This window comes from Parathalassolituus penaei, assembly GCF_026626885.1.
Lineage (GTDB): Bacteria > Pseudomonadota > Gammaproteobacteria > Pseudomonadales > Oceanobacteraceae > Oceanobacter > Oceanobacter penaei.
The window spans coordinates 71,576-91,601 of the sequence record NZ_JAPNOA010000006.1 but is presented as its reverse complement, the minus strand read 5'-3'; the positions used below and the strand labels follow the sequence as shown (position 1 = coordinate 91,601).

Below are 20,026 nucleotides of genomic sequence, written 5' to 3'. Positions count from 1 at the left end.
ATGGCTGCTAAAGAAGTCAAGTTTGGTAACGACGCACGCGTCAAAATGCTGGCTGGTGTAAACATCCTGGCTAACGCGGTGAAAGTAACCTTGGGTCCTAAAGGCCGTAACGTGGTACTGGAAAAGTCTTTCGGTGGCCCAACCATCACCAAAGACGGCGTTTCCGTAGCCAAAGAAATCGAACTGGAAGACAAGTTCGAGAACATGGGCGCCCAGATGGTGAAAGAAGTCGCTTCCCAGGCGAACGACCAGGCTGGTGACGGTACTACTACTGCTACCGTTCTGGCTCAGGCCATTGTTAACGAAGGTCTGAAAGCCGTTGCTGCCGGTATGAACCCGATGGATCTGAAGCGCGGTATCGATAAGGCTACTGCTGCTGTTGTTGAAGCTCTGAAAGCCATGGCCCAGCCATGTGCCGACAGCAAAGCCATTGCTCAGGTAGGTACTATCTCTGCCAACTCCGACGAAACCGTTGGTCGTATCATTGCAGAAGCAATGGAAAAAGTAGGCAAAGAAGGCGTTATCACCGTTGAAGAAGGCAAAGGCTTCACCGACGAGCTGGACGTTGTAGAAGGTATGCAGTTTGACCGCGGTTACCTGTCTCCATACTTCGTCAACAACCAGGAAAAAATGACTGCCGAGCTGGATAACCCTGTAATCCTGCTGGTAGACAAGAAAGTCGACAACCTGCAAGAACTGATTCCAGTACTGGAAGCGGTTGCCAAGTCCGGTCGTCCACTGCTGATCGTTGCTGAAGACGTTGAAGGCCAGGCTCTGGCGACTCTGGTTGTGAACAACCTGCGTGGTACCTTCAAGGTAGCCGCAGTAAAAGCCCCAGGCTTCGGTGACCGTCGTAAAGCCATGCTGCAAGACATCGCCATCCTGACCGGTGGTTCTGTGGTTTCTGAAGAAGTGGGTATGTCTCTGGAGACTACCACTCTGAACATGCTGGGTACCGCCAAGAAAGTGGTTATCAGCAAGGAAAACACTGTGATCGTTGACGGCGCTGGCGCTGCTGACGAAGTGAAAGCTCGTGTAGAACAGATCCGCGCTGAAATGGCTGCTTCTACTTCCGATTACGACAAGGAAAAACTGCAGGAACGTGTTGCCAAACTGGCTGGCGGTGTTGCCGTTATCAAGGTGGGTGCTGGTTCTGAAGTTGAAATGAAAGAGAAGAAAGACCGCGTTGACGACGCTCTGCACGCGACTCGCGCTGCGGTAGAAGAAGGCGTGGTTGCTGGTGGTGGTGTGGCTCTGGTTCGTGCCCTGTCTTCTGTTACCGTTCAGGGTGACAACGAAGACCAGAACGTGGGTATCGCTCTGGCTCTGCGCGCCATGGAAGCTCCAATCCGTCAAATCGCTGCCAACTCCGGTGCTGAAGGCTCTGTAGTGGTTGATAAAGTGAAGAACGGTTCCGGTGCTTTCGGCTTCAACGCTGCTACCGGTGAATACGGCGACATGATCGAAATGGGTATCCTGGACCCAGCCAAAGTAACCCGTACCTCTCTGCAGGCGGCTGCTTCTGTTGCTGGTCTGATGATCACCACCGAAGCTATGGTTGCTGAAATCCCGAAAGACGCTGCTGCTCCTGATATGGGTGGCATGGGCGGTATGGGCGGCATGGGCATGATGTAATGCCAGTGTCGTGACCAGATCCGGTTCGCCGGAATTGCTCACACAAAAAAACCGCTGCATCGCAAGATGCAGCGGTTTTTTTATGCCTGATGTTCGGGGGGATCAGGAGCCGGTTTTCGCCAGTTCGGCCCAGCGTTGTAACCAGGCTTCCTGGCTGCTCAGCAGCTCATAACCCTTGTTAAAGGTTTTGACACCGCCCTGACGTGCCAGAATTCCCACGTATTCGTGGCGGAAATCCATAAAGGGATAGGCACCGTAAGCCCCGGGGCTGGAGACTTTCTGTGGCCCGGTGCAGTTGCCTTTCTGAGGTTCACATTCAATCCAGACACCGAGTCCATACGGCCAGTTTTTCTGGATGCGTGCTTCTGCCGGTGAATAGATGGTGGTGGCTTTCAGGGTTTGTGGATGGGTCATTTTGTCGAGCAATGGCTGACCAATCACCTTGCCATGGTACAGAGCATCCAGAAACTCCAGATACTCGGTCGCATTCCAGTGCATACCTCCGGCCAGACGCGGATTATTGGTGGATGGCAGGTCGTAAGTAGCGGTTTTGAACAGACCGGTATCCTTACGGAAATCATCAAATACCTGCTGCCAACTGGCAGCGCCTGTGGCTTTTACTGCCATCAGACCAGCAATCTGCAAATGGGAGGAGTCGTAATAAAACTGGCGACCAGGTTCCGGGCTCGGGTTGTTATAACTGAGTGTACGCAGGGCGCAGGTTTCAAAGTCGAGTTTGCCGATATTGGAGCAGGGCGGGTTCTTTTTCAGGCCCGAGGTGTAATCCAGCAACTGGCGTAATTCAATGGCCCCCAGATTGCCAGTGGTGGGCCATTGCGGGATGACCGCTTGTGGATGACTGTCGAGACTGAGTTTGCCCTGTTCAACCAGACGTAAAATCACCGCCGCGGCGACCATTTTGGAGGTCGATGCCGACTCATAGGAAACATCCGCACCGGACTCACCACGGCTGTAGTGAAACACGTGGCCGTTGGCAGACTTGAGCATCAGGGTGAAGTCGGTATCGGTGCGAACCGCAGCCAGGCGTTTGACCATCTCCGCCTCCAGATCTGCCAGCCGCTTGAAGTCCGCCGGATTGCCACCCGGGGCGGCCGACAAGGCTGGCAAGCTGGTCATCAGACCGGCCAGCATCAACGCCGGCAACAACAGTCGTTTCATCCTCGTATCTCCATTCAGGGGTAGTGGCGACAAGCCTTCTGATACTGAAAGAACATGAGCATTGGCGCGGCGTGCAGAGTTGCTTGCCAGCGAGGGTCATTGATTAGCGGACTCCTGCGGTAACGATAGCTGAGGTTGTCAGGATAAACAGCTGCCACTGCACGGAACGGCAGTTTATGTGTTATTGGCTGGGTGATTCATGCGCGGGGTGTGTGTCCGAAATGCAGATTTATTGCGGTACAGATGCGTCATATTTGCCAAGGTGAGAATAGACAGCTTGGTGTAATGTCAATATGATCTTGACGGTTATAACAAAACAGTCAGTTTTTTTGCTGTCGTTATAAAATGTCGAAAACGAGTTTTGACACGGATTATGGACCAGACCCGGACGGGTCATTCACAAGGTGATGTATGGCTATGAAAGCTATTTTCAAAGCAGCTGCTGCAGCTGGTGTTCTGTTTGCATCCATGGGTGCTCATGCTGCCAACCCTTACTCTGAGTGTGGTATCGGTGCTGCGATTTTCCCGGATACCCACTGGGCTGCTGCGACTTCCAACGTAATCTGGGACGCGGGTTCCACTGCGATCACGTCCGCGACTGCCAGCCCTGAAACCTGTTCTGGTGCTCCGGTTGCTGCTGCCATGTTCATCAACAGCAGCTACGACTCTCTGGCCGAAGAAACCGCTCGTGGCGAAGGTGAACACCTGTCTGCCATGCTGGACATCGTGGGTTGCAGCAGCATTGAACAACCAGCCGCTGCTGCCCGTATTCGCAGCGAAATGGCCGATGCCGTGACGGCTGACGGTTATGCTGACCAGACCCGTCTGGAAAAATCTTCTGCTTACTACGACATGATGCAGCGCAGCGTTTCCGCTTCTTGCGCTGCTGCTGGCGTGTAATCGTCCGTTTATAACGGATCAACAACCGCGGTTCTGCCCCGGTTGTTTCTGAATATCCTCATGTTATTACAATGGTTTGCCAGCCTGATGCTGGTTGTACTGTCGTTCGGCAGTACGTCGCTGTGGGCGGCTGTAGGCCCACTGGATTCTGAAACCGCCGCTCGCCTTGCCAACCAGTCGACCTGGCACAAACTGCTGGTATACGAAGCGGATGGTGATGGCTGGAAAAGTGCCATTCATAGTCCGGAATTCTTTCTGTCTCCTGTAGGCGACCACGATGCTCTGGCGGAATTGAACGCTACCGTTATTGCCATGCAACAGCCCGCCAGTACCGATGCCGATCAGCATGCCCAATGCCGTTTTCGCGGGCGTTTTGTCTGGTTGCGCCAGCAAGGGCTATTGGCTGATGTTGCTGAGCAGCCTTGTCCTGCGTTTCAGGCATTTTCATCCGGTGATTCGGTGCAGTCCGTCAGTCTGGTACTGGCCACCGGTTATCTGGGCAACCCGGCTTCGTTTTACGGCCATACCCTGCTGAAACTGAATTCGCCGGTGCGCGATAACCGCACCATCTTGCTCGATCAGACCGTTAACTACGGTGCCATTATTCCTGATAACGAAGACCCGGTTTCCTATGTCATCAAAGGCGTAGCAGGGCTTTACGACGCCGGTTTTACTCATATCCAGTATTACTACCACGACCACAGTTATGGCGAGACCCAGCTGCGTGACCAGTGGGAGTACGAACTGGAGCTGACCCGCCCGGAAGTGGAGCTGGTGGTTGCCCATGCCTGGGAGGTTCTGGGTCGTAAGTACGACTATTACTTCTTTACCCGAAATTGCGCCTACCGCATGACGGAAGTGGTTGAGGTGGTGGATGGTGTTCATATCATCCCGGATCGGACTTTTATGATTCCGCAGACCTATCTGCAGCAATCACAACAACAGGAACGTAACGGCAAGCCGCTGATTCGTGGACGTTATTATCACCCGTCGCGCCAGTCGCGTTTGTACCAGCGTTTTGCCGCCCTGAGTGATGCGGGTGAAGACGCCGTTGTGGCTGCGGTTGCCGCTGGTAACACACTGGATTTCAGAACCCTGCCGGGTTATCAGGCGCTGGATGATTCCGAACACCACAAGGTAGTGGATGCCCTGCTGGATTATTACCAGTTTCGCGAGCTGGACGAGCGGGATGATGCGCAACAACAGGTACGAGCCAAATCACCGGCTTATACCGCAACCCTGCGGGAACGTTATGTGTTGCCGCCAGCACCATCCCAACCGATTGTGGCACCGGATCATGCTCCCGAGCAGGGACGAATGCCGGGCCTGGTGCGATCCGGTTGGGCGCGGGATGCAGAAGGCAAGGGAGTCTTGTCGTTGCTGGTGCGCCCAGCCTATTACGATGCACTGGACGCCGACGTTGGCCACGTCCGCGATGGCAAGCTGGTTATGGGAGAGCTGGGCGTTTATGCCTATCGTGATCGTTTGCAGCTGGATCATTTTGATGCACTTGCGATTGAAAGCGTGAACAGCTCGACCACCGGATTACCCGGTGATCGTGGTAATGCCTGGCGTGTCCAGTTTGGCTGGCATCGGCTGGATCGCAGCTGTGACCAGTGTGTGGTGCCACGCCTGTCGGCCCAGTTTGGACTGGCACGTCCGTTTGTCGGGCGACAACTGATGCTCGGTGGCTTTGCCGGTGGTGGTGCTCAGGACAGTCGTCAGGGGTACGGTTACAGCTTTGTGGAAGGGACGTTGTTTGCCAACTGGCATCGTGAACAGTTCGACTGGCGTCTCGAAGTTAACGACTACTACCAGATCAACAGCGCGCTGGACCACGAGTTTGAAACTCGCCTGCAAGGACGTTACCGGGTTGGGCTGAATCAGGAATTGCGCTGGCAGTTGCTTAACCAGCGCGGCAGTACGATGGAAGTGGGATACGGGGTTTACTGGTAAACCCGCTTTGGGCTGGTGTTCACCAGCCCTTGTGAATAATTACGCCCGTTTGCGGGTTTGCTGCCAGATTCCGTAAATCACCAGATACAACACCGCCAGTGCCAGGCTGGCAATGGTGCCCATATTCAGGCCCAGTTGCGGATACAACAGGCTGACCGCCAGTGAGTACACCGCCAGTGCGCCGAGGCCGTCCGGGTAATGACGAATGGTCACTGCCAGAGTCGGGGCGCCGAAGGTGATGTGCAGAATCAGCAACAGCGGGAAATAACTCACCGGGAATGCAGCCAGCAGGCCTGCCTGATCCGGGCCGAGAATATCCGCCAGTGCAGTAATCATCAGAATGGTGGCGGTAGCCATGCCGGCACGAAACAACAGCGCTGTGGTTTTACCGCCCGGCAACGTGCGGGGTGTCACCGTTGGTGCATCGGCAATGCCACGGAACACCTGGCGGAACAGCAGGATGGCACTGACAATCAGAATCGCTCCGAGAACCCGGCTCGGTGGCAGCTGGTTCAGCACCAGACTCGACAGCATAAAGCAGCCAACCCCGGCCAGCATGGCGACCGGCATCCAGCTCAGGCCCGGTTTGCGTTTGATCACCTGCCAGTAACCCCACGCCAGCCATAGCGCCGAACTCAGACCACTGAGGGTATACACCGCACTGTTAGCGGCGAATTCGGCACCTTGCTGCCAGCCAAAAAAGTACAGCGCAATACCAGTGCCCAACGGGAAGCCCGCCAGCAGTCCGGCGTAGCGTGGGCCCAATCGTTCGGCGACTTTGGACAGCAGCACCACGGTCAGAAAGGTCACAATAATCTTGGCAACAATCAGCACGTCAACATCCTGCAAATAGGTCAGGGTTGTGAATTCACAACCGGAACGACCAGTCTGCCACTTTTAAGGGCACGAACAATCCGGGAATGGTCGTAGGGGTATCGGTCGATGGCTCTGGGGTATACTGCCGCGCCCGCTGGCCGTGCCTGAGTGCTGGCCCAACTGTCCATTATTGCGGCCAAGATTCTGAATGCCGCGCACCGGAGTCTGTTATGAAAACCTTGCTGGTGATTGGTTATGTCTGGCCGGAGCCGCGTTCTTCGGCGGCTGGCAGCCGGATGTTGCAGTTGCTGGAAGTGTTTCGGCAGGCCGGATTCCGGCTGGTGTTTGGTTCTCCGGCGGATCACAGTCCCCACGCAGCAGACCTGGCGGCGCTGGATATTGAAGCCGTTAGCCTCACCCTTAACTGCTCGTCGTTTGATGATTACATCCGCACCTTGCAGCCGGATGTGGTGCTGTTCGACCGTTTTATGATGGAAGAGCAGTTTGGCTGGCGAGTGGATGAACATTGTCCGCAGGCGTTGCGGATTCTCGACAGCGAAGACCTGCACTTCCTGCGTCATGCCCGTCATACCGAGCTGAAACAACGGCTGGCCGCTGGAGAGAGTGGTTTGCTGGAGTTGCCTGCTATCAAACACCTGTACAGTGATATGGCAATCCGGGAAGTGGCGTCGATTCTGCGCTGTGATCTGACCCTGACCATTTCCGAATACGAAATGGCGCTGTTGCAAAGCCATTTTCAGGTGCCTGCCAGTCAGTTGTTGTATTGCCCGTTTATGTTGCCGGTCAGTCCTTCACAAACCTTGCCGGGGTTTGATGAACGCCAGCATTTTGTATCGATTGGCAATTTCCGCCATGAGCCCAACTGGGATGCTGTTCGTTATCTGAAAGAAAGCCTGTGGCCGTTGATTCGCCAGCAATTACCGGCGGCCGAGTTGCACGTGTACGGTGCTTATCCGCCGAAAAAGGCCACCGATTTGCATAACCCAAAGCAGGGTTTTCTTGTGAAGGGCTGGGCTGAGGATGCTTTGGAGGTGGTGCGTTCTGCACGGGTGTTGCTGGCGCCGTTACGTTTTGGTGCCGGATTAAAAGGCAAGCTGGTGGATGCCGCCCAGTGTGGTACGCCTGCTGTTACGACACCGATTGGTGCCGAGGGGATGTACGGTGATGATGCTGAACCTTGTGCGCTGGTGGCTGATTCTCCGGCTGACTTTGCGGCAATGGCTGTGCAGCTGTATCTGGATGAATCGTTATGGCAGTCACTGAATCACCATTCAATGGGATTGGTTGCACGTCGGTTTGCGTATCCCGAACATGCTGCCTGTTTGCAGGAGCGTCTGCAGACATTGCTGCTCGCGCCAGAGCAGCATCGCCAGTCGTTGTTTTTTAACGCCATGCTGCGGCATCACAGCCTCAAGAGTACCCGTTATATGGCGCAGTGGATTGAGGCTAAAAATCGCCTGAAACAGCAGGACATTTTACTTCCCAGGAACTGATTATCAGCCTTTGTGTAACGGTCGGCGTTTGCTTTTGGTGCCACCGGAGTCTTCGCTGTGATCAAAGAAGTTGGCGCGACGACCGCCCGGCTTCTTGTTGGCTGCCCCCTTGCTGGCGGATTTGCCAGCGGCAGGAGCGGCCGCCATGCTTTGACCTGAACCTGGAATCAGCTTTTGTTTTGGCTTTTTGGGTTTCTTGACGATCTGGCCGCCCAGTGCGGTTTCCGGCACCCTGTGTTGTGGTTCAAAACCGGCTTCGGTGCGACGTTCGATCAGCTGGCCGATCAGGGTTTCGATGGTCGCCAGTTGCTCCACCTCATCGGCACATACCAGTGACACTGCTGCGCCCTGATTGCCGTTACGGCCACTGCGACCAATGCGATGTACGTAATCCTCGGCGTTGACTGGCAATTCAAGGTTGATGACCAGCGGCAGTTCTTCAACGTCGAGACCTCGGGCGGCGACATCGGTGGCGACCAGAATCTGGATCTCGCGATCACGGAACGCCTGCATGGCGTTCATACGGCTGGCCTGGCTTTTTTCACCGTGAATACCATCGACGCGATAACCATCGGCTTTGAGCAATTCTTCGAGATCATCCACGGTTTTGCGGGTTTTCACGAATACCAGAGTCTGCTGTTCACCTTGCTGTTTGATCAGCTGTTGTAACAGTTCCGGCTTGCGTTTTTTGTCGACGGGAATCAGCCATTGGCTGACGGTATCGGCAGTGCTGTTGCGGGCGGCCACTTCAACGGTGGCGGGATCGCGCAGCATCATGCTGGCCATATCACGCACCCGTTGTGAGAAGGTGGCAGAAAACAGCAGGGTCTGGCGCTTTTTCGGAATGGCGCAGAACAGTTCGTCCAGTTCACCGGCAAAACCGAGATCAAGCATACGGTCGGCTTCGTCCAGCACCAGATATTGCAGCTGGCTGAATTTCACGGCGTTGTTGCGATACAGGTCGAGCAGACGGCCCGGCGTCGCCACCAGAATATCCATGCCACGGCGCATCGCCATCATTTGCGGGTTGATGCTGACACCACCATAGATGGCGTAACTGCGCAGTGGCAAACCATCACTGTAACGCTGCACGGCCTGTAACACCTGTTCGGCCAGTTCGCGGGTTGGCACCAGAATCAGGGCGCGTACCGAGTTGCTCTGAGCTTTGCCAGCGCGCAGCAGTTGTTGCAGTAATGGCAGGGTAAAACCGGCGGTTTTACCAGTACCTGTCTGGGCGGCGCCCATCAGGTCGCGGCCTTTCAGAATCAGTGGAATGGCGTGTTGCTGGATCTCGGTGGCTTGCTGGTAACCCAGAGTGTCGAGGTTAGTGATCAATTCAGGCAGGAGGCCGAGTTCGCTGAAACTGGTCATGGAGATTCCGGTGTGGTGCGGCAGGGGCGCGCAGTATAGAGCATTCGTGCCTTGCCCTGAACCGCCGCGGACCGATTAAGGCGCGCTGTGCAGTTCGGCACGCCATTGGCCTTGGCAAACCTTATTGCGGCCGCTGGCCTTGGCTTCGTAAAGGGCGGCATCGGCGGCGGCCAGCAACGATTCAGGAGTAGTCTGGCGATTTGGAATAATGGCGCAAACACCAATGCTGCACGTGAACTGGATGCAGTGTCCGTCATGGTTGATACGTAATTCTTCAATGCTTTCACGAATACGTTCGGCCAGCCACAAGGCTTCGGTGCTGTCGACTTCCGGCAGCAACATCACAAACTCTTCACCGCCGTAACGGGCGGCTACTTCGTTGGGGCGGCGAGCTTGCTGACGCCATAAACGGGCAGCAATGCGCAGGCATTCGTCCCCTGCCAGATGGCCGTAATGGTCGTTCAGATGTTTGAAATGGTCGAGATCACCGATCAGCAACGCCAGCGGTGTTTGTTGCTGGACTGCGCGATGTAACTCGCGGATCAGGCTGTCATCAAAGTAGCGACGGTTCGTCAGCTGAGTCAGGCCATCGGTGCGACTCTGGGCTTCCAGTTCTTTGTTCAGGGTGGCCAACGATGCCAGCGCACTCTGGAGTTCATGGGTGCGCTCGGCCACTCGCTGTTCCAGTTCGCTACGTGCCTTGCGTTCGGCTTCCAGCATGGCTTCGCGGGCAGCCAGCTCACCCTGACGGGCTTTGGAAGCCTGACGGTAATAACGAAGGGAAGCCTCTTGTGCCAGTACCCGCTCCTTGCGTTCACGATTGATGCGTTGGGCGAGCGCAATGGACAATAGCAACACCTCAATGGCGAAACTGAAACGTTGCAGGTCCAGTACATGAGTGGAGTAGGGAAGCCAACCAAGCAAGTGCAGCATGTAGTAAAACGTGGCAACCAGCAGTGGTAACCAGGCAATCGACAGGTTTTGTGCCTGTTCATCCCGTTTGAGCAGCAGCGGCAGGGTAATAATAAAGGCGATTACCGGACTGATCAGGGCTGAGAGGGAGTGTGCCCTGCCGATCAGATCAGAATGGGAAAACGGTGTAATCAGGAGTAGCACAAACCAGGTAATAATCGAAACGTTGCTCAGATACCAAGGCCATCCTCCATGCTGTCGAAGATTCAGGAACTGTCGGATGAACAGCGCGGCTGTAATAAACGACAGGGATGAAAAGACCCGGAAAGCATGGTTGGTCAACCAGTCAGAACCTCCCCACACCCAGGCGGGGCCGATACCGTTCATGGTGGCGGAATACCCGGTAATCGCGGCGACATACAGGCAATACACCGCATAGTTTTTATCGCGGACAAAAATGTATAACGACAGGTTGTAGCCCAGCATAGCCAGCAATAAACCAAAAAACATTCCGTAGGCCAGATATCGGTTTTGTTTGTGTTCTACATAAGAAGAAGGACTGAAAATCTGGATCGGCATGAGCAGGTGTTCTGATGCCTGAACCCGGATCAGAACGTCGGTTTGATGGCCCAGAGGTGTATCCAGATTCAGATAAAACGGTAGGCGCGCACCCAGTCCGGATGCCTGTCCCAGCTGCACGCGTTCGTATTGCAGTAACTTCCAGTCGGTGCGATCAAACAGATACACCTCCAGCTGACGTAGTAAACTCCAGTCGATATGCAGTATCTTCTGCGGTGTACCATCTTTCGACATCAGCCGGAAATGTACCCAGACCGGGCGTTCCTCATTGGGTAAATTGAGCGGGGCCTGTTTGAGTATTTGCCATTCGAGGTCGTTTTCCAGCACCTGCCCGATATTCAGAGCCTGCTCTTCAACCAGATATCGGATGCGGTTGTCGGGGGTGGTAACCGGACTATTGCGGTCGATAATAATCAGGGGTGTGGTCGAGCCGACCGCCGACTCTGCCAGGCTGATATTGGGAAAAAACAGGGCTAACAAGCAGACAAGTGGCAGCCATGCCCGGATGGTCAGAACCAAGGTGACAATCCTTGATGACAATAACTTCTCCAGAATAGCAGCCGATTATCCGTTGTACCGGCTAATTGCCGCCGTTTGGGGGCACCGGATTCAGTTCGGGCTACGGGACTGTGGCTGATCGGCAATGGCTGGCCACAGGTGTGGCGAAACGCCGTGCAGGAAAATACTCAGTAATACGGTTAACACTGTGGTAGCAAATACACTGTTGTATTCGGGAATCCGGCTGGCGTAGCCCATTTGTTCAACCGCCAGCAGCAGGTACAACACGCTGGCAATTCCACGTGGTCCGAACCAGGCCAGAAACAATTGGGCGCGTAAATTCAGCCCACTGCCGAGCAGGCTGATCAGCACCGGCACAATACGGATGACGGTGAGGCTGAGCAGGGCATACACAAGGTGTTGCCATTGCAGCAGGGGCCAGGCTTCGGCCACAAATACCAGACCAAACAGGAAAAACACCAGCAGGCTTAACAGGGTGCCTTCGGCTTCGCCAAACTCGCGCAGGCGCTGGATCACAATATCGCGTTGTGCTTCCAGAAACAGACCGGCCAGAAACGCCGCGATAAACCCGTTACCGCCCAGTACTTCGGCACCGGAATAAGCCAGTAATGCCAGCGCCAGTGAAGATAGCCGCTGGTAAATGGGCAACATCCAGTGATGGTCACTGGCCAGCTGGATCAACCGTCCGCCCCAACGCCCGACCAGTAGTCCCGCCAGCGTCCCCATCACAAACTGCTGCATCAGAAACAACGGCCAATGAAATGCATCGATAAAGGCGTAATGGCCAGCCTGCATCAAGGCCAGCACAAACAGCAGGATGGGCAGGGCAAGGCCATCGTTGAGGCCACTTTCGACGGTGATCGAGTGGCGTAAACGTTCCGGAATTTTTTTATCGCTGAAAATGGCCTGCGCCAGCGCCGCATCGGTAGGAGCCAGCATGATGGCCAGCCAGGCCGCACTCAGCCATGACAGACCGAGCAAGGGCTTGGCTAACAGCGCGCCTGCCACCATGGTGAGGGGTAGGCCAATCGCCAGCAGCCGGATGGGCAGGACTTCGAACTTTACCAGTTGATCGCGGCGAATCTGGCTGGCGTCAGTAAACAGGATAATGGCGAGGCCAAATTCGGCCAGCACCTGGAGCCAGGTGTTTTCGATATCGGCGGGTAACCAGCCGGTAACCCGCGGGCCGCTGATAATCCCGACGGCGGTTACCAGCATGGGCGCGCTAATACCGATATGTTCGATTCGACGGGCCAACAGGCCGAACACAAAAAGTGAGGCCGACAGGGTCAACAACAGCTGTTGTTCGTTCATGTGCGTCCTTGCAGAAAAGCGGGAGCGTCAGTCTTCCCAGATTACTCGTAGCGGTTCGCCGAAGTCATCGTAGATCACTTTTTTCTTCGGACCTTTACGCACGGTGCGATTGCTGGCATGACGGGCTGGTTTGCGTTGGGCTTCGCGACGCTGGTCAATGGCGATCAGGACATCGTCGACCGGGGTGCGTTCTTCCCTCGGTTTTTCAAATGCCAGGCTACGTTCATCATAACGACCGTCGACGAGGCCGGTGGCTCCTCGTGCAACTTCCTTCACTGCACCTCCACGGTTCAGGAACTCGGCAGTTTCCCGGTCCAGTTGTCGGCGAATTTCCTGTTTGGTCGGCTTCTTCATGAATGGTCTGTTGGCGTTCTCAGGCAATCTTTTACCTTGCCAGAGCTGCATCCCGACTGCAATCCCGGCGCGGTTATGCCGGGTGACAACGGAACAGCTGGCCAATGTCGAGGCTTGACTCGCGTCCGATTCGGCGGCGGTGTTGTTGTAGCCAGTTTTGCGCCTGTTCGCGGCCCATATCCCGTAATAAATGCAGAAAGTCGCGGTCGGCGACCATGCGAGTGGCGGATGGCATGGCATGCATACGTTCGTCCGGGCTGATCATATGGAAGCGCAGACGCAGCAGATTGCGCTCCAGCGGCCCTTTGGGAAGCCAGGTGCGCGTTGCAAACTGACGGGCTTCATCAATACTGCGCATTTCTCGCAAAAAAGCCGCGTTAAAGGCAATGTCCATGGCACGGGTCTTGATCTCATCGGCCGTGATGGGGTTGCTGCCAAGAATGGCTGGTGTGAGCAGAATCAGCAAGATATCCGGGCTCTGGCAGTGGTAATACAGAGGAAAAATGGCCGGATTGGCGGAGTAGCCGCCATCCCAGTAGGGTTCACCATCCATTTCAACGCTGTGATGCAGGGCTGGCAAACAGGCCGACGCCATCAGCACATCGGCATTGATCTCGTGGGTCTGGAACAGCCGTAAATGGCCGCTGTTGGCGTGAGTCGTGGCGATAAAAAGTTTGATCGGACTTTGGTGAGCCAGTTTATCGAAGTCGTAGAGGCTGGTAACAATGTCCCGTAGTGGATTCAGCTCCAGCGGGTTGAGCTGATAGGGCGAGAAGTAGTGGGTAAAGCTCATCATCAGAGTAAGGGCCGGCGATACCAGCAGGCTGTCGTCCGAGGTTCTGGATGCCATCTTGAAAGGTGAACTCGAAGCTACTCGTCCCCAAAACAGACTCAGCGTTTCACGTGCACCATCATAACTGTTCTCCATAAATCCATGAGCAACCGCAACAGCGTTCATGGCTCCGGCACTTGTGCCGCTGATGCCTTCGATATCCAGTGCACCGTGTTCCAGCAAATAATCCAGTACCCCCCAGGTAAATGCACCGTGAGCACCACCACCTTGCAACGCGAGGTTTATTCGTCCTCGTTGTTTTCGTACAAATCGGAATGCCATTCTGCCTCCTGTGAATGAAGGGTATGAGTGTGGAAATATCAAAAAGCGACAAATTCTTGCTGGTTTTGTTGTTGTTTTGTAGGACAATCAAAAAAATGTGCTGTGGATCATAAAATCAAAAGACTATCGTGATAGTGTTAACACACTCAAAGACCAGAACGCTTTGTATTGCTGATTTGATTGTTCTGGTCAGAGCGTTTGATCGTGGCAAAGTCTGCAGGAACCAGGGAAAAAAGGGAGAGTTGATATATGAGCTATTGCCCTGATTGTGGTGCCCGTTGTCTATGTATACGTCGTTTGCTGACTCATTACACGACCGGTGTGATGTTGCCTTGTCGTAAGTGCGGGCACGAGATGGTAGACCGGGATCGTGTTTTCTGTCATGGCATCATCACGGGCCTGATCTTTTCTCTCTTGCTGGGAGTTCAACTGCCAATTGAGTCGATTTGGTTAAATGCTCTTATGGTCGTTGGTATTCCATTCATTTATTTCCAGTTGTTGATGCCGATGCGTCATGATCCTGAAAACCAGCCATAACCGTTACCAATTGGGTAAGGCTGTTATTCTGGCTGTTATTGGCGCCTTCCCGATCCAGGGGCATCGATAGCTGTCATTCTTGTCAAGGATTGACATGTGCGTGGAGTTTGTGCTGTTTCGGCTGTAGTCGGTTTGCCCTGCATGGTTTTTGCCTTGAACATGGGGCTTTACTGTTGTCTTTTTGTGATCATCAAGATCACCACATCGCTGTTGTTCTCCCGTATTGTCCGCGTCTGGAACCTTTCTCGGGAGGGATGTTATGTACTGCCCTGACTGTGGCCGCCATGTCGGCTTTTTCCGTCGTTTTATCATCCGTTATACCCAACCGGTGATGTTGCCGTGTCGCTTTTGTGGGGCGGAGCTGGTCGACAAGGACCGGATTTTTGCCCATCTGCTGTTAACCGGGTTTATCTTCAGTTTGTTATTGGGCGTACAGCTGCCGGTTGAATCCGGCTGGTGGACGTTATTACTCGATCTGGGAGTTCCCTGGCTCTATTACGAACTGATGTTTCCGATGCGTCACAAGGAAGTCGACGAGTCGCATCACGACTCGTCTCACCATTCTCACTGAATGCCTGTGTGATGACACTCGGTGACGGGAGCTTCTGGTGCTGTGCACGTTACATCTGATGTAAGAAAAACTCGCGCATGGCGTTCAGGCGGGTTTGTTGTAGTACCTGCTCAACTGTCAGCTGTTTGACTTCGGCGATTTTCTCCGCCACAAACGGCAGGTACTTCGGCGCGTTTTCAATGCCGCGGAAAGGCATTGGTGTCAGGAATGGCGCATCGGTTTCCAGCAGCAGGTTTTCCAACGGAGTAGCCGCGACCACTTCGCGCACGTTGTCGGCCTTGTTAAAGGTAACGATGCCGTTGATGCCCAAACAGAAGCCCAGTTCGACGCCCTCCATGGCCAGTTCCATTCCTGAGGTGAAGCTGTGAATCACGCCCTTGCGGGGCATGCGGGGGGCGTATTCACGCAGGATAGCAATGCTGTCTTCATCGGCATCGCGGGTGTGAATCACCACGGGCAGCTGGTGTTCGATAGCCATTTCCAGCTGGCGGCAGAACACCTGACGTTGCACCGTGCGGTCACAGTGGTCGTAGTAATAATCCAGACCAATTTCACCAATCGCGACCAGTTTCGGGTGGCTGGCGTGCTGGTTGATCCAGTCTGCCGTGCTGTTATCAAAACTGCCCGCTTCATGCGGGTGAACCCCGGCGGTAAACCAGACATCGTCAAACTGTTCGGCCAGATCACGGGCGGCGGTCATGTTGGCCGGGTCCACGCTGATGGTCATGAAACGTTCCACCCCAATCGCACGGGCTTCCTCCAGAATCTGCGCCGCCGGAGCATCCTTCAGATAATCGAGGTGGAAGTGGGTTTCGATGATGGCTTGGCCGTAAGCAGGAATTTCACGGCGTTTTTTATGGCTCATGCGGGTACCGGCTGGTGAATAAAGGGCAGGAAAGGATGACATTATAGGGGCCACAACGATCCACTCCAAATCGTCCTGCGTCTGGCTGATTGCTGACTAGACTGTAAGGATCAATCCCAGGAATTCGGATGGATATGCTTACGTATCTGGTCGTGGAAGATAATCCGGTTGTCATCAAGATTCTCCGGCACCTGATTACCAATACATTGGGGGATCGGATGGTGTTGGCTGAAACTCGTAAACAGGCGCAGGGGATGCTGCTTGACCATTCAGGCACCATTGCCGGTGCACTGGTTGACCTTGCCTTGCCGGATGCCCCCGATGGTGAAGTGGTTGAGGACGTACTGGCCTGGGATATTCCCACCATTATTCTGACTTCTGCCAGTGGTGCGAAAGTGCGTAACCGCTGGATTGACAAGGGCGTAGTGGATTTTGTTACCAAGGATGGCCGTTACTGGTATCCCTATGCGGTCAAGATGTTACGGCGTCTGAGCCTGAACCGGCAGTTCCCGGTGCTGGTGGTGGACGATTCTCCAACTTGCCTGAACAGTATGCGCAGAATGTTGCAGCTGCACCAGTATCCGGTGGTTGAGGCTCATTCCTCTGAAGAAGCGCTGCGCCTGTTGTCGGAACGTGATGATATCCGTCTGATGGTGGTGGATCACGAATTGCCGGGCATGAACGGTCTGGAGCTGGTGCAAACGGTGCGTTACAACTTTGGTGATCGGCCGGTGGGGATTCTGGCGGTGTCCGGGGTTAACCGTGGCCGTGAACAGCTGACCGTCGACTTTATCAAGAGTGGTGCCGACGACTTTCTGCCCAAGCCGTTTGGCCTTGAGGAATTTATATGCCGGGTCAACAACAATACCCAGTCGATCGAAGCTCTGCTTAAACTCAAGGAGCAGGCCGAGCGTGATTTCCTCACCGGTTTGTATAACCGTCGTTATTTCCTGATGCAGGCGATTTCGCGGATGGCTCCGCAGGGCGGCCGAATCTGCAGCCTTGCGACCCTTGATATTGACCACTTTAAATATGTGAACGATGCTTTTGGCCATCATATAGGCGACCAGGTGTTAAAGGCTGTATCCGCAGAAATGTCGAGCCATCTTGGGCGTTTCTTGCTGGCACGCACCGGCGGAGAGGAGTTCAGTATCCTGTTGCCGGGGTGTACTGGCGAGCAGGCAACCGCTCTGATGGACGGTTTGCGCAAGGCCATTGCGGCGGTGGAAATCGATTCTCAGGACAATGACACCTTGTCAGTTACGGTGAGTATCGGTGTGTGTACCTCTCGCAAGGTGGAACTGGAAATCCTGATGGAGCAAGCCGACGAGGCGCTTTACAAGGCCAAGATGAATGGCCGTAATCGGGTTGTGCTGATTGATCTCGACAAATCAGTAGGCAGATCGAACAGCCTCCAATAAACATAATGGTGGCTGTTTTTCTGATGAATATGCAGCTACTGAACGATCGTCAGGCTGATGCTCTGGCCCAGTGTGGTGTTGGTTAATACCACCGTTTTGCCAATGTCAGTGGAGCTGATGCTGATTGCCCCGTTGCTGTCTGCCGTGCGGCTGCTACCCGCCACGGTCCATTGATAATCCGAAGCACTGTAGGTCGTGGTTACCCAGCGGGTAGCCGGATACAGGCTGGTGATTTCACTGATACTGGCCTTGTTATTGGCCAGATATTCCTGATTGGCGCCGGTGATTTCCACCAGGCTGCCGAGTTCTTCTTCCGGAGTGCCAATACTGGCCGAGCCGCCATCGGTGAGATCCACTGTGCCAGTCAGGCTGTAGCCGTAATAACTGGTTTGTGAGGAAAACGAAGTGGTGTGTTCACCGTTGCGTGGCAAAAACGCAAAGCGATAAACCCAGGTGCCACCATCGGTATGCAGGCGTTCTTCCAGGCTGCTGTCTTCGGCGCTGATCAACTGGCCGGCAAAGCTGTAACTGCCACTGCTGAGGTTGGCGCTGATGGTGCTGGTGGCGAGGTCGGCCAGACTTTCGTCACTGCTGTCAGCCAACACCACGTAGTAGAGCGGTTTGCCACTCCAGCTTTCGGAATAGTCATCGGAGCTGGTGTCGTAGGTCATCAGGGTTTGCCAGGTGAGCGCGGTGTCGACCGCATCGGCGTCGAAACCACCCACGGTGTTACTGCCAGACGAAATCACCACCACACTGGAAACCGTGGTGCTGTCCATGGTGGCGCTGTCGTACAGGTCGGGAGCACCGTCGTTCAGGTAATCGTAGGCACCACCACCGTTATCGTTGTAAGAGCCATCCCCAACATAACTGCCGACGGCCGCCACTACCGCCTGATAGAGGGCCGAACTGCGACCATAGGCTGCTGCGTTCCATTGGGTTTGCAAGGTATCGAGGTTGGCGCTGAGCGTATCGTAATCGTTGCTGAAGCTGCCGGTCAGGTTCACCACATGGGTGGCGTCACCAAAGGCCCAGATGGTAAACGCCTGCTGGGTTAACACATCACTGCTGCGGTTCAGCGATTGTGAAATATAGGAGCGAACCTCTGCCAGCAGGGCTGACTTGCTGACACTGTCCATACTGGACGAGGTATCAATCACAATAGCAGTGTTCAGATACACCTCGTGGCCCAGCACTTTTTGCAAGATTGGATGGCTTTCATCGTTGTCGATGGTGACATCGTCGACCTGGGTCAGATAGGTGTCGGTGGTGGCGGTATCGACCGGCTCCAGAGTGCTGGAGTCGACTGGCACAATCAGATAGTTGTAGATAAACGGCGAGGTCGTTTCAATGCGAAACGCATCGTCCGTGGCACCGTAATATTCGTCCATCCCCACATGCAAAAACGCCAGCGGATAATAGGAAATATTAGTTTCGACGGTAGTGTCGGAGTCGTCGGAATCGTCCGAGCTGTCGTCAGAACTGTCATCGGAATCGTCCGAATCACTGCTGGTCGAAACCACCGGATCACCGCCACCACAAGACACCAGCAGTGGTGTGCTGACCATACAGGCGGCCAACAGTAGTAGCAGGGATGGCCAGCGTCTGGTCATCGGTAGCACAGATTCGGAGGAGGTCGGGGCACAGTTTGGCTGGAGATTCATGAGGGCAGCATTCCGCAAAGTCAGGCTCTGGTGAGGATTTATAACAGGATGCTGGGTATGACTATGGGTAATAAAGCCCGTCCGGGATATTCCTGACCAATCATTTCCTGATGAGAAATGTTGCTGAAATATCCTTGCGATTTGCTTACGCAGAAGTCGCGACTGGCTGGAGTTTTCTGACATTTGGATGACGGCAGCGAGAGTGCTGTGCAGGATTTATAACATTGCTGCCATTGGCATCTGGAATGTCACATAGAGAGCCAATTGCTGCTTTAAAACAAGCACAAGCCCATAGAACTTGTCAGTATGTGGACTAATTCACAGGTTTCAGGGAGTAACAGCATGTCGGAACAGATTTTGGTCGCAGTGGCCGTGAACGCTGATAACCGAGTCGCAGGACACGCCGGGCGTGCACTGGAGTGGCAAGTATTTGCGGTGGTGAACGGTCAGGTGCCGGAGCCTGTATGGAATATCAGCCTGACGGATGCCGGTAGTCTGCATGAGTGGCATGTGCGGGATAATGCCGAGCGTCATCCGTTACATGCGGTGGACATCGCACTGGCGGCATCGGCCGGAGACGGCGTGATTTTCCGTCTGGCTGAACGTGATACCCGGTTGCTGCTGACCTCGGAAACCAGCCCGCTGGAAGCCGTGGTGGCCTGGCAGATGGAGAGTTTGCCGCTGACCGATAATCCGGCAGCGGGGTGTCTTAACCCTGTTCAGCGTGAGCAGCGTCAGGCCAGCCTGGCCTGAGTCATTGCAGCAGTGATCAGGCCTATGCCTGACCACTGCGGCTTCTGTCGGA

Annotated in this window: 16 protein-coding genes; 7 read left to right on the top strand and 9 right to left on the bottom strand. The window is 54.7% G+C overall.

Annotated features, from left to right (window positions below):
• Entirely contained in the window at nucleotides 1-1,635 is a 1,635-nt protein-coding gene (groL, locus tag OUO13_RS01455) for a chaperonin GroEL (RefSeq protein WP_283172075.1), read from the top strand.
• 102 nt (nucleotides 1,636-1,737) lie between these two features.
• Here groL and OUO13_RS01450 read toward each other — a convergent pair whose 3' ends face one another.
• Entirely contained in the window at nucleotides 1,738-2,814 is a 1,077-nt protein-coding gene (locus tag OUO13_RS01450; RefSeq protein ID WP_283172074.1) for a serine hydrolase domain-containing protein, read from the bottom strand.
• 417 nt (nucleotides 2,815-3,231) lie between these two features.
• On the opposite strand from OUO13_RS01450, the gene OUO13_RS01445 reads away from it, so the two are divergent.
• Together OUO13_RS01445 and OUO13_RS01440 are read left to right on the top strand one after the other, a co-directional pair.
• A complete protein-coding gene (locus tag OUO13_RS01445; RefSeq protein ID WP_283172073.1) occupies nucleotides 3,232-3,714 on the top strand; it encodes a DUF3015 family protein in 483 nt (160 codons plus the stop codon).
• Between the two features lie 60 nt (nucleotides 3,715-3,774).
• Nucleotides 3,775-5,670 carry an Lnb N-terminal periplasmic domain-containing protein gene (locus OUO13_RS01440; protein WP_283172072.1) on the top strand — a complete coding sequence of 632 codons (1,896 nt, stop codon included), beginning with the start codon at nucleotides 3,775-3,777 and terminating at the stop codon, nucleotides 5,668-5,670.
• 39 nt (nucleotides 5,671-5,709) lie between these two features.
• Here OUO13_RS01440 and OUO13_RS01435 read toward each other — a convergent pair whose 3' ends face one another.
• Entirely contained in the window at nucleotides 5,710-6,504 is a 795-nt protein-coding gene (locus OUO13_RS01435) for a hypothetical protein (RefSeq protein ID WP_283172071.1), read from the bottom strand.
• Between the two features lie 212 nt (nucleotides 6,505-6,716).
• Between OUO13_RS01435 and OUO13_RS01430 the strand changes: the two genes are divergently transcribed.
• Nucleotides 6,717-8,000: a glycosyltransferase gene (locus OUO13_RS01430; RefSeq protein WP_283172070.1), complete on the top strand. Its 1,284-nt coding sequence runs from the start codon at nucleotides 6,717-6,719 to the stop codon at nucleotides 7,998-8,000.
• A gap of 3 nt (nucleotides 8,001-8,003) precedes the next feature.
• Here the strand turns inward: OUO13_RS01430 and OUO13_RS01425 are convergent, their stop codons facing one another.
• The 5 genes from OUO13_RS01425 to OUO13_RS01405 form a co-directional block, all read right to left on the bottom strand.
• Entirely contained in the window at nucleotides 8,004-9,371 is a 1,368-nt protein-coding gene (locus OUO13_RS01425; protein ID WP_283172069.1) for a DEAD/DEAH box helicase, read from the bottom strand.
• A gap of 75 nt (nucleotides 9,372-9,446) precedes the next feature.
• Nucleotides 9,447-11,381: a sensor domain-containing diguanylate cyclase gene (locus OUO13_RS01420; protein WP_283172068.1), complete on the bottom strand. Its 1,935-nt coding sequence runs from the start codon at nucleotides 11,379-11,381 to the stop codon at nucleotides 9,447-9,449.
• A gap of 90 nt (nucleotides 11,382-11,471) precedes the next feature.
• Nucleotides 11,472-12,695, bottom strand: coding sequence for a cation:proton antiporter (locus OUO13_RS01415; RefSeq protein ID WP_283172067.1), 1,224 nt, complete (start codon nucleotides 12,693-12,695; stop codon nucleotides 11,472-11,474).
• 27 nt (nucleotides 12,696-12,722) lie between these two features.
• Entirely contained in the window at nucleotides 12,723-13,049 is a 327-nt protein-coding gene (locus tag OUO13_RS01410) for a hypothetical protein (protein WP_283172066.1), read from the bottom strand.
• 73 nt (nucleotides 13,050-13,122) lie between these two features.
• Nucleotides 13,123-14,163 carry a patatin-like phospholipase family protein gene (locus OUO13_RS01405; RefSeq protein ID WP_283172065.1) on the bottom strand — a complete coding sequence of 347 codons (1,041 nt, stop codon included), beginning with the start codon at nucleotides 14,161-14,163 and terminating at the stop codon, nucleotides 13,123-13,125.
• Between the two features lie 796 nt (nucleotides 14,164-14,959).
• Between OUO13_RS01405 and OUO13_RS01400 the strand changes: the two genes are divergently transcribed.
• Nucleotides 14,960-15,271, top strand: a complete 312-nt coding sequence (locus tag OUO13_RS01400) for a hypothetical protein (protein ID WP_283172064.1) — start codon at nucleotides 14,960-14,962, stop codon at nucleotides 15,269-15,271.
• 49 nt (nucleotides 15,272-15,320) lie between these two features.
• Here the strand turns inward: OUO13_RS01400 and OUO13_RS01395 are convergent, their stop codons facing one another.
• Nucleotides 15,321-16,136: a TatD family hydrolase gene (locus OUO13_RS01395; RefSeq protein ID WP_283172063.1), complete on the bottom strand. Its 816-nt coding sequence runs from the start codon at nucleotides 16,134-16,136 to the stop codon at nucleotides 15,321-15,323.
• Nucleotides 16,137-16,264: 128 nt separating this feature from the next.
• On the opposite strand from OUO13_RS01395, the gene OUO13_RS01390 reads away from it, so the two are divergent.
• Nucleotides 16,265-17,557: a GGDEF domain-containing response regulator gene (locus OUO13_RS01390; protein ID WP_283172062.1), complete on the top strand. Its 1,293-nt coding sequence runs from the start codon at nucleotides 16,265-16,267 to the stop codon at nucleotides 17,555-17,557.
• A 35-nt stretch (nucleotides 17,558-17,592) separates the two neighbouring features.
• Here OUO13_RS01390 and OUO13_RS01385 read toward each other — a convergent pair whose 3' ends face one another.
• Nucleotides 17,593-19,170 (bottom strand): hypothetical protein, encoded by a 1,578-nt coding sequence (locus OUO13_RS01385; protein WP_283172061.1) that lies wholly within the window; start codon nucleotides 19,168-19,170, stop codon nucleotides 17,593-17,595.
• Nucleotides 19,171-19,563: 393 nt separating this feature from the next.
• Between OUO13_RS01385 and OUO13_RS01380 the strand changes: the two genes are divergently transcribed.
• Nucleotides 19,564-19,974, top strand: coding sequence for a NifB/NifX family molybdenum-iron cluster-binding protein (locus OUO13_RS01380; protein ID WP_283172060.1), 411 nt, complete (start codon nucleotides 19,564-19,566; stop codon nucleotides 19,972-19,974).
• Nucleotides 19,975-20,026 lie beyond the last annotated feature (52 nt).

Coding starts and splice junctions, on each gene's coding strand:
- OUO13_RS01390 (WP_283172062.1), top strand. CDS start 16,265: ATGGATATGCTTACGTATCTGGTCGTGGAAGATAATCCGGTTGTCATC.
- OUO13_RS01385 (WP_283172061.1), bottom strand. CDS start 19,170: ATGACCAGACGCTGGCCATCCCTGCTACTACTGTTGGCCGCCTGTATG.
- OUO13_RS01410 (WP_283172066.1), bottom strand. CDS start 13,049: ATGAAGAAGCCGACCAAACAGGAAATTCGCCGACAACTGGACCGGGAA.
- OUO13_RS01430 (WP_283172070.1), top strand. CDS start 6,717: ATGAAAACCTTGCTGGTGATTGGTTATGTCTGGCCGGAGCCGCGTTCT.
- OUO13_RS01380 (WP_283172060.1), top strand. CDS start 19,564: ATGTCGGAACAGATTTTGGTCGCAGTGGCCGTGAACGCTGATAACCGA.
- OUO13_RS01425 (WP_283172069.1), bottom strand. CDS start 9,371: ATGACCAGTTTCAGCGAACTCGGCCTCCTGCCTGAATTGATCACTAAC.
- OUO13_RS01405 (WP_283172065.1), bottom strand. CDS start 14,163: ATGGCATTCCGATTTGTACGAAAACAACGAGGACGAATAAACCTCGCG.
- groL (WP_283172075.1), top strand. CDS start 1: ATGGCTGCTAAAGAAGTCAAGTTTGGTAACGACGCACGCGTCAAAATG.
- OUO13_RS01395 (WP_283172063.1), bottom strand. CDS start 16,136: ATGAGCCATAAAAAACGCCGTGAAATTCCTGCTTACGGCCAAGCCATC.
- OUO13_RS01445 (WP_283172073.1), top strand. CDS start 3,232: ATGAAAGCTATTTTCAAAGCAGCTGCTGCAGCTGGTGTTCTGTTTGCA.
- OUO13_RS01440 (WP_283172072.1), top strand. CDS start 3,775: ATGTTATTACAATGGTTTGCCAGCCTGATGCTGGTTGTACTGTCGTTC.
- OUO13_RS01400 (WP_283172064.1), top strand. CDS start 14,960: ATGTACTGCCCTGACTGTGGCCGCCATGTCGGCTTTTTCCGTCGTTTT.
- OUO13_RS01415 (WP_283172067.1), bottom strand. CDS start 12,695: ATGAACGAACAACAGCTGTTGTTGACCCTGTCGGCCTCACTTTTTGTG.
- OUO13_RS01450 (WP_283172074.1), bottom strand. CDS start 2,814: ATGAAACGACTGTTGTTGCCGGCGTTGATGCTGGCCGGTCTGATGACC.